Annotated in this window: 12 protein-coding genes and 1 pseudogene; 4 read left to right on the forward strand and 9 right to left on the reverse strand. The window is 73.7% G+C overall.

What is annotated here, in order from left to right; translation table 11 throughout:
• From ACWEO5_RS29155 to ACWEO5_RS29165, 3 genes and pseudogenes are all read right to left on the reverse strand, one after another.
• Positions 1 to 508 (reverse strand): sigma-70 family RNA polymerase sigma factor (locus tag ACWEO5_RS29155; RefSeq protein ID WP_452165189.1); only part of this gene is annotated, 508 nt, incomplete at its 3' end.
• Positions 509 to 566: 58 nt separating this feature from the next.
• Positions 567 to 1,076, reverse strand: coding sequence for a hypothetical protein (locus ACWEO5_RS29160; RefSeq protein WP_452165190.1), 510 nt, complete (start codon positions 1,074 to 1,076; stop codon positions 567 to 569).
• 93 nt (positions 1,077 to 1,169) lie between these two features.
• Positions 1,170 to 1,523 (reverse strand): annotated as a pseudogene (locus ACWEO5_RS29165) (winged helix-turn-helix transcriptional regulator); the annotation flags it as partial.
• A 99-nt stretch (positions 1,524 to 1,622) separates the two neighbouring features.
• Here ACWEO5_RS29165 and ACWEO5_RS29170 point away from each other — a divergent pair.
• Positions 1,623 to 2,834, forward strand: a complete 1,212-nt coding sequence (locus tag ACWEO5_RS29170; protein ID WP_452165191.1) for a pyridoxal phosphate-dependent aminotransferase — start codon at positions 1,623 to 1,625, stop codon at positions 2,832 to 2,834.
• A gap of 30 nt (positions 2,835 to 2,864) precedes the next feature.
• Here the strand turns inward: ACWEO5_RS29170 and ACWEO5_RS29175 are convergent, their stop codons facing one another.
• A complete protein-coding gene (locus ACWEO5_RS29175; RefSeq protein WP_452165192.1) occupies positions 2,865 to 3,629 on the reverse strand; it encodes a DUF6215 domain-containing protein in 765 nt (254 codons plus the stop codon).
• Between the two features lie 241 nt (positions 3,630 to 3,870).
• On the opposite strand from ACWEO5_RS29175, the gene ACWEO5_RS29180 reads away from it, so the two are divergent.
• The gene (locus ACWEO5_RS29180; RefSeq protein ID WP_452165193.1) at positions 3,871 to 4,059 is read left to right on the forward strand and encodes a hypothetical protein; all 189 of its coding nucleotides are present in this window, start codon (positions 3,871 to 3,873) and stop codon (positions 4,057 to 4,059) included.
• 85 nt (positions 4,060 to 4,144) lie between these two features.
• On the forward strand, positions 4,145 to 4,666 hold the full coding sequence (locus ACWEO5_RS29185; RefSeq protein WP_452165194.1) for a hypothetical protein: 522 nt from the start codon (positions 4,145 to 4,147) through the stop codon (positions 4,664 to 4,666).
• 6 nt (positions 4,667 to 4,672) lie between these two features.
• Here the strand turns inward: ACWEO5_RS29185 and ACWEO5_RS29190 are convergent, their stop codons facing one another.
• From ACWEO5_RS29190 to ACWEO5_RS29200, 3 genes are all read right to left on the reverse strand, one after another.
• Positions 4,673 to 5,005 carry a YnfA family protein gene (locus ACWEO5_RS29190; protein ID WP_344551919.1) on the reverse strand — a complete coding sequence of 111 codons (333 nt, stop codon included), beginning with the start codon at positions 5,003 to 5,005 and terminating at the stop codon, positions 4,673 to 4,675.
• A gap of 87 nt (positions 5,006 to 5,092) precedes the next feature.
• On the reverse strand, positions 5,093 to 6,715 hold the full coding sequence (locus ACWEO5_RS29195; RefSeq protein ID WP_452165195.1) for a purple acid phosphatase family protein: 1,623 nt from the start codon (positions 6,713 to 6,715) through the stop codon (positions 5,093 to 5,095).
• A gap of 124 nt (positions 6,716 to 6,839) precedes the next feature.
• Entirely contained in the window at positions 6,840 to 7,604 is a 765-nt protein-coding gene (locus tag ACWEO5_RS29200) for an aminotransferase class IV (RefSeq protein WP_452165196.1), read from the reverse strand.
• A 107-nt stretch (positions 7,605 to 7,711) separates the two neighbouring features.
• Between ACWEO5_RS29200 and ACWEO5_RS29205 the strand changes: the two genes are divergently transcribed.
• The gene (locus ACWEO5_RS29205) at positions 7,712 to 8,209 is read left to right on the forward strand and encodes a DinB family protein (RefSeq protein ID WP_452165197.1); all 498 of its coding nucleotides are present in this window, start codon (positions 7,712 to 7,714) and stop codon (positions 8,207 to 8,209) included.
• 77 nt (positions 8,210 to 8,286) lie between these two features.
• Here the strand turns inward: ACWEO5_RS29205 and ACWEO5_RS29210 are convergent, their stop codons facing one another.
• Positions 8,287 to 9,945 (reverse strand): FAD-binding dehydrogenase, encoded by a 1,659-nt coding sequence (locus tag ACWEO5_RS29210; RefSeq protein WP_452165198.1) that lies wholly within the window; start codon positions 9,943 to 9,945, stop codon positions 8,287 to 8,289.
• A gap of 151 nt (positions 9,946 to 10,096) precedes the next feature.
• Positions 10,097 to 12,541, reverse strand: coding sequence for an endonuclease/exonuclease/phosphatase family protein (locus tag ACWEO5_RS29215; protein WP_452165199.1), 2,445 nt, complete (start codon positions 12,539 to 12,541; stop codon positions 10,097 to 10,099).
• Between the last annotated feature and the right edge of the window lie 359 nt (positions 12,542 to 12,900).

A 12,900-nucleotide genomic window follows, 5' to 3' on the forward strand; every position in this document is an offset into this window, starting at 1 on the left:
GCACCCGACTCTTCACCGTCCCCAGCGGAGCGTCCAGCAACGCGGCGATCCGGGTCTGCGTGCAGCCGCCCCAGTAGGCGAGGGCGAGGGCCTCGCGCTGGGCGGGGGCGAGGGCGGCGAGGGCGGTGCGGACGGCGCGGTCCTCGATGCGGCGCTCGGCCTCGGCGGCGACGCTGTCGTACGCGGGGCGGTAGTCGCGCAGGGCGGCCGCGCGTTCGCGCTCGGCCCCGGCCCGGGCGGCGCGGACCCGGTCGACGGCTCGGTGGTGGGCGGCGGTCAGCGCCCAGGCGTGCACGCTGCCGCGTTCGGGGCGGTAGCGGTCGGCGGTGCGCCACAGTTCCAGGAAGACCTCCTGGACGACCTCCTCGCTCTGCGCCCGGTCGCGCAGCACCCGGCGCACCACCGCCCCGACCGGACCGAGCAGTTGGCGGTAGAACGCCTCGAAGGCGTCCCGCTCGCCCCGGGCCACCCGGGCCACCAGTTCGTCGCCACACGCTTCCACCGTCACCCTGCCACGGTCGTCCCGGCACCGGGACGGACGCCACTCGCAGCGTTCGTGCAGCGCTTCAGGCGGTGACCGCGGCGACCCCGACCGCCAGGACGACCAGGACGGCCAGGCCGCCGTACACCGCGAGGTGGTAGCGGCGGCTGCGGCCGGTGAAGCGCAGCCAGCCGCGGCCGTGCTCGGCCCCGGCCGGGCCGGCCAGCGCGCCGAAGACGGTGGAGCAGGCCAGCAGCAGCACCAGGTAGGCCGCCCCCGCCCAGGCGGTCAGCTCGTTGTCGGGGCCGCTCTCCATGCGGTCCTCGACCGTGAACATCGCCACCAGGCCCAGCAGGCCCACGAGCAGGGTGACCAGGGTGGCGGGCCGCCGGTGGCCCCGGCGCTCCCGCCAGAGCGGCACCACGAAGCTCATCGCGGGCCACACCAGCGGCCCGACCAGGTACCCGGGGAACGCCCCGTCACCGATCAGCGCCGACAGCGCCCAGGCCGCCAGCCCGGCGCCCGCGCCGATGGCCGCCCCGGCCGCCCCGGCCCGGAAGCCGTCCCGCACCCCGGCCAGATCCGTCTCGTTCACGCCCGGAACCTACCGTTCCCCCTCCTCGCCGCCGCCACTGCCCCCGCGCCACCGCGCGTCACGGCGGGCCGGCGGCGCTCAGGCGGTGGTGGTGTACCAGTGCTCGCGGACGGCGTCGGTGGGGCGGGGCTCGCCGAGGTCGGGGCCGCCCCAGTGGGCGAGGGCCTCGACGACGGGGCGGAGTTCGGCGCCGCGGGGGGTGAGTTCGTAGACGGTGGCGTTGGCGGGGCGCTCCAGGCGGCGGCGTTCGACCAGGCCCTCGCTCTCCAGTTGCTTGAGGCGGGTGGCGAGGATGTCGGTGGAGACGCCGGGCAGGTCGGCGTGCAGGTCGGTGTAGCGGCGCGGTCCGCCGAGGAGTTCACGGACGATCAGGAGGCTCCAGCGCTCCCCCACCGCGTCCAGGGCGCGGGCGACGGCGCAGTACTGGTCGTAGCTTCGGCGTGGCATGCCGTCAGCATAGCCAATAGGTTGGACTTTCCAAGTCACTACTTGGTAGAACGAAGCAAGCCGGCCGCAGGGGCTCGGTGACGGGTCGGGAGGCCGCTGATGGAGTTTCGCCAGTCCAGCAAGCTGAAGGACGTGTGCTACGAGATCCGTGGCCCGGTCGTCGACACCGCCAACGCGCTGGAGGAGGCCGGGCACAGCGTGCTGCGGCTGAACACCGGCAACCCGGCCCCGTTCGGCTTCGAGGCGCCCGAGGAGATCGTCCAGGACATCATCCGCAACCTGTCCAACGCCCACGGCTACTCCGACTCGCGCGGCATCCTCCCCGCCCGGCGCGCCGTCGTGCAGTACTACCAGCAGCGCGGCGTGCAGGGCGTCACGGTGGACGACGTGTACCTGGGCAACGGCGTGTCCGAGCTGATCCAGATGGCCGTGCAGGCGCTGATCGACGACGGCGACGAGGTGCTCGTCCCGATGCCGGACTACCCGCTGTGGACGGCCGTGGTGCGGTTCGCGGGCGGCAAGGCGGTGCACTACCTGTGCGACGAGGAGTCCGACTGGTACCCGAGCCTGGAGGACATCGCCGCCAAGATCACCCACCGCACCAAGGCGATCGTGGTGATCAACCCGAACAACCCGACCGGCGCGGTCTACTCGAAGGAACTGCTGGAGGGCATCCTCGACCTGGCCCGCCGCCACCACCTGCTGGTCTTCGCCGACGAGATCTACGACAAGATCCTCTACGACGGCACCGAGCACCACTGCCTGGCCGCGCTCTCCGAGGACGTGGTCACCCTGACCTTCAACGGCCTGTCCAAGGCGTACCGGGTGGCCGGCTTCCGCAGCGGCTGGCTCACGGTCTCCGGCCCCAAGGAGCACGCCAGGGACTACCTGGAGGGCCTCACCATGCTGGCCTCGATGCGGCTGTGCCCCAACGTGCCCGCCCAGTACGCGGTGCAGGCCGCGCTCGGCGGCCGGCAGTCGATCAACGACCTGGTGCTGCCCAACGGCCGGCTCACCGAGCAGCGCGACGTCACCTGGCGGGCGCTGAACGAGATCCCCGGCGTCTCCTGCGTCAAACCGCGCGGCGCGCTGTACGCCTTCGCCAAGCTCGACCCGGCCGTGCACCGGATCGTCGACGACGAGCGCTTCGTACTGGACCTGCTGCTCCGCGAGAAGATCCACATCGTCCAGGGCACCGGTTTCAACTGGCCCCGCCCCGACCACTTCCGCTTCGTCACGCTGCCGCGCGCCGACGAACTGGAGACCGCGATCAACCGGATCGGCCGCTTCCTGGCCACCTACCGGCAGTAGCGGCGGCGGCCGGGCAGCGGGGCGGCCGGCTCAGTACCCGCCCGAGAACGGCCGGAACTCGGTCGGCGACGGGGACGGCCGGGGCGCGCGGGTCGGCTGCCCCGGCTCGGTCGGGAGCGGGGGCGCGTTCCAGCCGTCCAGGTCGGCCATCAGTTCCTCGGCCAGCGCGGGCAGCCGCTCGCTGTCCGCGGAACCGCCGTCGACCCGCTGCAGCGACACGTCGAGGGAGCCGCCGCTGCCGTCCGCGTTCCGGGCCACCACGAGGTGGTACGCCGTGCCGGGGTCGCGGGTGGGCGCGGGGGCCGGGCCCGGGTCCGAACCCGAGCCGCCGGTACCGAGGTTGAGAGTCACCCAGTGCAGCGGCTCCGCGTAGGCGACCGCGGGCCGCCCGGCCACCGGGGCCACCTCGCGGGCGCTCACCCGGGTGCTGTCCAGCAGCAGGTCGTACGGGATGGTGCGGCGGTCGGAGATCGCCACCTGCAGCCGGCCGACCTGCGCCTGCGCCGCCCCGAGGTCCCACGTCGAGTAGGAGCCGACCCCGGCGGACACGATCCGCTCGCCCGGGGCGCCGACCAGTTCCGCCAGGTCGGGGCGGTTCAGCGCGGCGCACATCGCCGGGTAGCCGGCCGGCTGGCCCTCCTTGATCGGGCCGCACAGGACGGGCTCGCCGCCCTCGGCCCGCTGCCCGTCCGACGCGTGCAGCGCCCGCCAGAACAGCCCGCCCGTCAGGACGAGCATCCCCACCACCACGCGTATGGCGAACGCCCGACCGACCCCCGCCAGGTACTTCTGCATGATCCTCCTCGAACTGGAACCAGGGGACTGTAGCAGTTCCGTTCGAATCCGCACCGTCCTTTTCCACCAGGGAAGTTGGCGGGGCGGGCGCCCCCTCGCCCACCATGCGGGGCGGGCGGAGCCGGTCCGGCTGCCCCGGATGGCGAGCCGGCGGCCGCGGGGCGGGCGGAGCTGCTCCGGCTGCGGGACGACACCACCGCGGCCCGGCTCGAACCCCGGGTGCCCGAGCCGGCCCGGCCGGATGGAGCAGCTGCGCCGGATCGCCGCGGCGGCGGAGCCCCGGGCCCGCGCACAGGCCGTCAAGTCGCTGGCGCTGCTGGGCACTCCGGAGGCGCTGGAGCTGGTCGCCGGGCTGCGGGCGGACCCGAGCCGGCACGTCCGGGCCTGCGTCGAAGGGGTGCTGCGCGGCGTTCCGATTGCCGATCGGTAACGAAACCGTCACCCCAACTCCACCGGTCGCACACACTCGGAAGGATGGCGGATCGTCCAGAGCCGTTCCCCCGAGATGAGCCGTCTTGTCCCTCTCCCTCCGCCTGCGCCGGGCCTCCGCCGCCGGTGCGCTGCTCGCCGCCGCCCTGTTCGCCACCGCCTGCGAACCGACCGACCAGACGGCACCGCCCTCCCCGGCCGCCACCCACAGCAGCAGCGCCCCCGCGGCGAGCCCGAGCCCGAGCCCGTCCCCGACCCCCACACCCAGCCCGACGCCGTCCCCGACCCCGACGCCCACGCCGACGCCGACGCCCGAGCCGACCGTCGCGGCGACCACCCAGGCGCCCCGGCCCGCCGCCACCACCACCCCCAAGGCCGCGTCCACCCCCACCACGGCCCGCACCACCAGCAAGCCGCCCGCCCAGCCGACGCCGACGCCGACCCACACCCAGCAGGCCGCGGGCTGCCACCCGCTGTCCAACGCGGGCAACTGCTACCAGGCGGGCCAGTTCTGCCGCGCCTCCGACCACGGCGTCTCGGGCACCGACGCCTCCGGCCGGGTCATCGTCTGCGTGGACAAGAACGGCTGGCGCTGGATCGCGTCCTGAGGCCCCCTACCGGCGCGGCCCGTACATGATCACGCCGACGCCGACCAGGCAGACCAGCACCCCCAGCACGTCCCACCGGGTGGGCCGGAAGCCGTCCAGCAGCACGCCCCACAGCAGCGAACCGGCCACGAACACCCCGCCGTACGCGGCCAGCACCCGGCCGAAGTCGGCATCCGGCTGGAGGGCCGCGGTGAAGCCGTACAGGCCCAGGGCCAGCACCCCGAGCCCGGCCAGCCACCACGGACGGGACTCGCGGACGGACTGCCAGACCAGCCAGCAGCCGCCGATCTCCAGGACGGCGGCCAGCGCGAACAGCAGGATCGAACGGGCGGTGCTCACCGCTTCACCCTAGACGGCGCCCGCCCCCTGGACGGCGCCCGCCCCGGACCCGACAGCACCGGGTCCGGGGCGGGCGCCGACCCGTCGTCAGCGGCCGTGCCCGCTGCGGCCCGCGCGGCGGGCGATCGAGTAGTGGTCGATCCGGGTGCCGTCCTCGGCCAGCGCGGTCACCTTCATGGTGGTGTTCGCGCCGCGGTGCGCCGGGGTGACGTCCACCTTGATGAAGGAGTAGCCGGTGTAGCGGACCCGCGACCAGTGCACCGTCTCGGGGACCTTCGCCGCCCCCTTGTCGAAGTGGTACGTGACCACCTCGTCCTGGTGGTTCTCGTGGCCCTCGTAGGTGTCGGGGGCGTCGAAGTAGTACAGGCTGCGGCCGGCCGCGCCCGCGGTCACGTAGACCACGCCGTCCTTCTCCGGGTCCACCGTCTCGCCGCTCGGCACGGCCTTGGAGACCTTGTTGCCGAGGATCGCGTCGGTGCGCTCGTACACGTGGTTGTGGCCGTTGACCACCAGGTCTACCCGGTACTTCTCGAACAGCGGCACCCACGCCTCCCGGACCCCGCCCTCGGAGGCGTGCTGGTGGGTGGTGGAGAAGGCACAGTGGTGGAAGAAGACCACCACGAAGTCGACCGTCTCGTCCGCCCGCAGTTCGCGCAGCTTCCGCTCCAGCCACTGGGTCTGCTGCCCGTTGGTGAAGCCGAAGTTGACCGGGATCTCGTACGAGACGTCGTTGGCGTCCAGCGAGATCACGCCGACGTTGCCGTAGGTGAAGGAGTAGACGCCGGGGGCCTTGCGCGGGTCCGGGCCGTCGGTCGGCAGGGTGAAGCGGGCGTCGTCGCCGCCGTACCCGTTGTGCGAGTACCAGGCCTCCATGTCGTGGTTGCCGTAGGAGACCATCCACGGGATGTTCGCCGAGACCGGCTCGGTCTGCGCCAGGAAGGCGTCCCAGGTCAGCGGGTTGAACGCGGACTTGTCCGCGTCCTGGCCCTGGCCCATCGGGTCGGCGTAGCAGATGTCGCCCGCGTGCAGGTGGAACACCGGGTTCTGCGCCAGGATCACGTTGTCGTTGCCGGCCGCGTGCGCGGAGACGCCCTGGTCGCCGAAGGCGGTGAAGGTGAAGGGCTCGAACGGACGGTTGTGACGGCCGTTGCGGGACGGCGCGGTGGTGAAGGTCCGCAGGGTGGAGATCGACTGCTGCGAGGCCGGGTCGAAGCCCTCGTGGCCGACGCCGTAGTAGTAGGTGGTGCCCGGCTGCAGGTGGTCCAGCGCCACGTGCAGGTAGTACTGGTCGACCGGGACGGCGCCGTCGACCAGCGCCGGGGTGTGCAGCGCGCGCACCTCGGCCTCGATCTTCCCGCTCAGCTCCCAGGGGTGGCGGCCGAAGCGCAGGAACGGCTTCTTCACCGCCGCCGGCACCTGCCAGGACACCCGCATCTGGGTCCCGGCGTCGGCGCCGAACTGCAGGTGGCGGCCGGTCGGCGCGACCAGCGAGCCGTTCACGCCGGCGGTGGCGGCACCGGGCTTGACGGGCTGGTCGGCGAACGCCGTGCCGGAGCCCAGCGCCCCGCCGACGGCCAGCGCGCCGACCGTGACCGCGCTGGAGCGCAGCAGGGTGCGGCGGGACAACTTGCTGCGCAGGTACTCGTGCTGCTCCGCCATGCTCATGCGGGCGGCGAGCTCGGCGGGCACGCCCATGTTCGGGATATCCATGCGCGGGAGACTGTCAGCGGCCGGTGGCGGGCGCCCTGATGGTCGGTGAACGAGCGTCATCGGGCCGGTCTGGTGCAGCACATGATCCGACCATGCGATGGCAAAGCCCCGGCCCCGGCCCGGGTTACAGCCGCTCCCCCGGCACCGCCAGGTACGCCGCGCGCAGCCGCGCCACCCCCGCGGTGTCGAACGCACGCCCGTCCACCGCCGCCACCGGACGCACCCCGACCGCCGCGTTGGTCGCGAACACCGCCTCCACGCCCGCCAGTTCCGTCCCCACCCGCTCCTCGACGCCCCCGCACGCCCCGCGCAGCAGCGCCATCGCCGTCCCCGCCAGGTACGCCCCGCGCGGCCACAGCAGCTCGCCCCCGCGCAGGAACCCGACGTTCCACGTCCCGCCCTCGGTCACCCCGCCGTCCCGGTCCACGAACAGCGCGTCGTCGAACCCGGCCTGCTGGGCCAGCCGGCGCTGGCGCAGCGCCCCGAACAGCGCCACGCTCTTCACCTCCGGCAGCTCCCGCTCGAAGCGCACCGTCCGCACCCGGACCGGCCCCGGCTCCCCGCCGCCCACCGGACGGGCCGTCACCAGCACCCGCGGCTCGGCCCGCCCGCCGATGCTGCCCAGGTCGATCGCCGGGTCGAACACCGTCACCCGCACCGCGACCGCCCCCGCCGCGGGCACCGCCCGCCGGGCGAACCCGCGCACCCGCTCCCGGTCCGGCACCACCCCGAACAGCGCCGCGCAGTCCCGCTCCAGCCGCTCCAGGTGCAGGTCGAGCCCGCGCACCCGGCCGTCCTCCACCAGCATCGTGGTGAAGTGCCCGTAGTTCGTCAGCGCCAACACCTGCAACTGCCCCGCCGTCACCGGCCGCCCGTCCAGCTCCGCCACCGCGCCTCCTCCGCTCGTGCCCCCATTCTCGGCGATCACCCGGGCCGCCCCTCCGCGGCCCCGAAACCCCGGTGCGCCCCGGGCCGGGCCGGGCTAGGTTCCCGGGCATGACGAACATCGAGAGCCAGCGCCGCCCCGTCCCCCTCACCGACGACGGCGAACTCGCCGTCGCGCTCGCCTTCCTGGCCTTCGCCCGGGAGTGCGTGCTGAAGAAGACCGAGGGGCTGACGGAGGAGCAGCTGCGCCGGGTCCTGGTGCCGACCGGGACGAACCTGCTGGGGCTGGTGCGGCACCTGACGGACGCCGAGCGGTACTGGTTCGGGTACCACGTCGCGGGCCTGGAGCAGTACCGGGACGTCGACTTCGGCATGGCCGTGCCGGAGGAGGTGCCGGTGGAGCGGGTGCTGACCGACTACCGGGAGGCGTGCGCGGCGAGCGACGCGCTCCTCCGCGGCGCCGACCCCTCGCGCCCGACCGCGGTCCCGGTGCGCGGGGAGCTCCGCTCGCTGCGCTGGGTCCTGGCCCACGTGACCGGCGAGACCACCCGCCACGCGGGCCACGCCGACATCCTGCGCGAGCAGATCGACGGCACCACCGGCCGCTGAGCCGCCCGCCGCGGGTCAGGCGGTGGCGGCTACGCGGTGGCGACGGCTACGCGGCGACGGCTACGCGGTGGCGGCGGCTACGCGGTGGCGGCGGCCGCCGCCCGGCCGGCGGCGCGGCCGGAGAAGAGGCAGCCGCCGAGGAAGGTGCCCTCCAGGGAGCGGTAGCCGTGGATGCCGCCGCCGCCGAAGCCCGCGGCCTCGCCGGCCGCGTAGAGGCCGTCCAGGGGGGTGCCGTCGGCGCGCAGGACGCGGGAGTCGAGGTCGGTCTGCAGGCCGCCGAGGGACTTGCGGGTGAGGATGTTGAGCCGGACGGCGATCAGCGGGCCGGCCTTGGGGTCGAGCAGCCGGTGCGGGCTCGCGGTGCGGATCAGCTTGTCGCCGAGGTAGCGGCGGGCGCCGTGGACGGCGGTGACCTGGAGGTCCTTGCTGAACGGGTTGGCGATCTCGCGGTCGCGGGCCTCGATCTCGCGGCGCAGTTCGGCGCCGTCGATGGCGGGGGCGTCGCCCTGCCGCTCGTTCATGCCGCGGACGAGTTCCTCCAGGGTGTCGGCGACCACGAAGTCCGGTCCGTGCTGCTTGAACGCCTCGACCGGGCCGGTGGCGCCGGGCAGGGCGCGGCCGAGCACCTGGCGGATCGAGCGGCCGGTGAGGTCGGGGTTCTGCTCGGAGCCGGAGAGCGCGAACTCCTTCTCGATGATCTTCTGGGTGAGCACGAACCAGGTGTGCTGGTGGCCGGTGCGCATGATGTGTTCGAGGGTGCCGAGGGTGTCGAAGCCGGGGAACAGCGGGACGGGCAGCCGCTTGCCGGTGGCGTCGAGCCAGAGCGAGGACGGGCCGGGCAGGATCCGGATGCCGTGCTTGGCCCAGATCGGGTTCCAGTTCTCGATGCCCTCGGTGTAGTGCCACATCCGGTCGCCGTTGATCAGGTTGCCGCCGGCCGCGCCCGCGACGTCCAGCATCAGGCCGTCGACGTGCGCGGGGACGCCGGAGAGCAGCTTGGCGGGCGGGGTGCCGAGCCGCTCGGGCCAGGCGGCGCGGACCTTCTCGTGGTTGCCGCCGATGCCGCCGGAGGCCACGACCACGGCTTGGGCGCGCAGTTCGAAGTGGCCGGCGACCTCGCGGGAGCTGGCCTCGCCGCGCTGCACTGCGGACGGGGCGAGCACCTCGCCGCTGACGGTGTCCAGGCTGCCCGCGCTCGCGGCGAGGCCGGTGACCCGGTGCCGGAAGCGCAGTTCGACCCGGCCGGCCTTGACGGCCTCGCGGACCCGGCGGGCGAAGGGTTCGACGATGCCGGGGCCGGTGCCCCAGGTGATGTGGAAGCGCGGCACCGAGTTGCCGGGCCCGGAGGCCAGCAGTCCGCCGCGCTCGGCCCAGCCGACCACCGGGAACAGCCGGACGCCCTGCCCCTGCAGCCAGGCGCGCTTCTCGCCGGCCGCGAAGTCGACGTACGCCTCGGCCCAGCGGCGCGGCCAGGCGTCCTCCGCGCGGTCGAACCCGGCGGTGCCGAGCCAGTCCTGCCAGGCCAGCTCCCGGGAGTCCTTGATCCGCATCCGGCGCTGCTCGGGCGAGTCGACCAGGAACAGGCCGCCGAAGGACCAGTGGGCCTGTCCGCCGAGCGAGCCGGCCGGCTCCTGGTCGAGCAGCAGCACCTTCCGTCCGGCGTCGGCGAGTTCGGCGGTGGCGACCAGGCCGGCGAGGCCCGCTCCGATCACGATGACGTCGGCGTCGTAGACCATGCGGGGAGCGTCCTTCCAGACCTGGCGCGGGGGGTGCCCCGAATCCTCCGGCCTGCGGGCCTTCCGGTCAACCCGCCGGTAACTTCCGGGCCCGCCGGAAACGGCGGCAGCCCCCGCCGGGCCGGGCGGGGGCTGCCTGGTGCGGGGGCCGTCAGGGCTTGATCCGGACCACCTGCGGGTCGTGGTCGGACGCCTGGGCGGCGAACTCGCTGTTGATGTGCACCACGTCGTAGTCGGTCTTGTTCGGCTTCAGCGCGGGGCTGACCAGGATGTGGTCGAGCACCTGCGAGTTGCCCTGGTAGACGTACGAGTAGCGCTCGCTCTCGGGCAGTTCGTTGACCAGGTCGCGCAGCACGCCGTCCTTGGTGAGGGTCTGCAGCGCGGGCGAGAACTGGTAGTCGTTGAAGTCGCCGAGCGAGACGATCCGGGCCTTCGGGTCGGCCGCCAGCAGCTTGGCCACGAACGCCTGCTCGACGGTGGCCTGCTTGACCCGCTGCACCTCGGAGGAGCGGGCGGGGGCCTGGAAGCGGCTGTCGATGCCCTGGTCGCCGCCCTTGCTGTTGAAGTGGTTGGCGATCACGAAGACCGGCTTGCCCTTGAACTCGAACTGGCCGACCAGCGGCTTGCGGCTGGCGGTCCAGGCCTCGTTGCCGGGGTCGATCCGGCCGGGCGAGGCGGTGAGGGCGGCCTTGTTGTTCTTGCCGGTGACGTCGACGGCGGTGGTGGAGGTGCCGCCGGGGATGTCGGTGAAGGAGACCCGCTCGGGGTTGAACAGGAACACCTGGCGGATGTTGCCGCCGGGCTCGCCGCCGTCCTGGCCGTCGACCGGGTCGATGCCGCGCCAGTCGTAGGCGGGGCCGCCGGCCGCCTTGATCGCCTCGATGAAGGTGCTGACCGTGGTGGCGGCGCCCACCGTGCCGTCGTTGACGGCGCCGTTGTCGTCCTGGATCTCCTCCAGGGCGACGATGTCGGGCGAGCCCAGGTTGGTGACGACGCCCTTGGCGAGCTGGGCGAACTTCTCCGGGCCGTCGCCCGGGTCGAGGTTCTCGACGTTGTAGGTGCCGATGGTCAGTTCGTTCTTCTTGCCCTGCTCGGCGACCTCGGGCTTCAGGCCGTTGTCCTCGACCGCGCCCAGCGTGTTGGCGGCGATGGTGTAGCCGCCGAACTGGTTGTAGTCGAGCGGGCCGGCGGTGGCGCCGGTCAGCTCGTCGCCGACGTTGGCGACCGGGAACGGCACCTCGGTCAGCGGCGGCAGCGACTGGACCATGATCCGGCCGTTGTTGGGCTTGTCGTAGCCGAGGTAGACCACGCCGCCGCGGGCGGTGCGCGGGTCGGTGGCGACCGCGTCCACCCACAGCTCGTTGTACTTGTCGGTGGCCTGCACCACCGGCACGTCGGCGACCTGGACGTTCATGCCCTCCAGCGACTCGTAGAAGTCGAGGGCGTACTTCGCCGGGTCCAGCGGCAGCGCGTCGATCGAGCCGCCGCCCGCGTCGGGGGCGTACGCCGCCGGGATGTTCGCGGCGCTCAGCACGACCGGCGCGGGCACCGGGTTGCCGGCGGACAGCACGGTGGTCTTCGGGCCGGTCAGCTCGGTGACCGACTGCGAGCCGCCCGAGCTGTTCGGGTAGTACTCGCTGACCTTGCCGGTGACCAGCACCGAGTCGCCGACCTTCACCGTCGGGTTGGCCGAGCCGGTGTAGACGAACACGCCCTCGCTGGTGGCCGGGTCCGCGTCCGGGTTCGGGTCCTGGATCCAGAAGCCCTTGGTGCCGTACGCCCGCACGCCGGTGACCACGCCCGGGACGTTGGTGACGGTCTGGCCGTTCTTCGGCGAGATGCGGGTGGTGCCCTGGACGTCGTGGATCCGCAGGTCGCCGGGGACCGGCGGGGTGGTGGTGCCGCCGTCGCCGCCGCCCGGGGTGCCGCCGCCGGTGCTCTGGCCCTTGGAGTTGGTCGGCGTCGGGTCGCCGGCCGCGAGGTCCCTGGCGTTGTCGTCGCTGTCGGCGAGCGCGGCGCCGCGCGCCACCGAGGCCGTGTTGGACGCCCCGGTCACCGGGCTGCCCTCGCGGACCACGGCGGTGCCGAAGCCCACCAGGTCGACGATCCGCGGGTCGGCCGCGCAGTCCGCGGCGGTCTTGCAGGTCAGCGCGGCGGTGCCGTTGACCAGCGCGACGGTGCCGGTGGTCGCCGACAGCGCCAGGCTGCCGCTCGCGTCGGCGGCCGGCAGCTCGGCGGTGCCGCCCGCGCCCGCGCCCTCGGCGACCAGGTAGCGCCCGCCGGCGGCTATCGACCCGCTCAGCGGGGTCACCCCCCACTGGCTGGAGGCGCCCGGGCTGCCCGGCAGGTACTGCACGCTGTAGCCGGACAGGCCGAAGGCCGCCCCGGACGGGTTGCCCAGCTCGACGAAGTCGTTCTTCAGCGTCGCGCCGGAGTTGCCGCCGCCGCCGTACACCTCGGCGATCACCGCACCGGTGGACGGCGTGGCGAACGCCCCCGGCAGCGGGACGGCCAACAGGGACGCGGCGACCGCGGCCGTCGAGGCGACGCGCAGCAGGGTGCGGCGGGAGCGGCGGGCGGGAGTGGGGCTGGGCACCGTTGCGGGGCTCCTTCGTGGCAAGGCCGTGGCCCGGGGCCGCGCGGGCTCCCCGGGTGGTGGTGAGGGTTCGTCAGAAGGCCGTTCGCCGGGACCGGTTCGGACGCTCGGACGGACCCCGGCGGACTACTCGCGTAGATCCAAGTCCTGAAGATACGCGCGTAGAAGTTGACGCGACAAGGGTGCTGACGTGAACAGTTCCCCACGGGCGGCCCCCGGCGCACGGAGAGGGGCGCCCCGCCCGGGACGCCCCTCCTGACTCCTGCTCAGAAAGTGTGGGGTAATTAGCTGATTACTGATCGTTGAGGTCGTCGGCGAGGCGGCGTGCTGCTTCGGTCTCGATGGGGCCGCGTGGCTCG

This window comes from Kitasatospora sp. NPDC004272 (assembly GCF_053603035.1).

Excerpts from the sequence above, each read along its gene's own strand:
- ACWEO5_RS29170 (WP_452165191.1), top strand. The coding sequence starts at position 1,623 with ATGGAGTTTCGCCAGTCCAGCAAGCTGAAGGACGTGTGCTACGAGATC.
- ACWEO5_RS29175 (WP_452165192.1), bottom strand. The coding sequence starts at position 3,629 with ATGCAGAAGTACCTGGCGGGGGTCGGTCGGGCGTTCGCCATACGCGTG.
- ACWEO5_RS29180 (WP_452165193.1), top strand. The coding sequence starts at position 3,871 with ATGGAGCAGCTGCGCCGGATCGCCGCGGCGGCGGAGCCCCGGGCCCGC.
- ACWEO5_RS29195 (WP_452165195.1), bottom strand. The coding sequence starts at position 6,715 with ATGGATATCCCGAACATGGGCGTGCCCGCCGAGCTCGCCGCCCGCATG.
- ACWEO5_RS29205 (WP_452165197.1), top strand. The coding sequence starts at position 7,712 with ATGACGAACATCGAGAGCCAGCGCCGCCCCGTCCCCCTCACCGACGAC.
- ACWEO5_RS29210 (WP_452165198.1), bottom strand. The coding sequence starts at position 9,945 with ATGGTCTACGACGCCGACGTCATCGTGATCGGAGCGGGCCTCGCCGGC.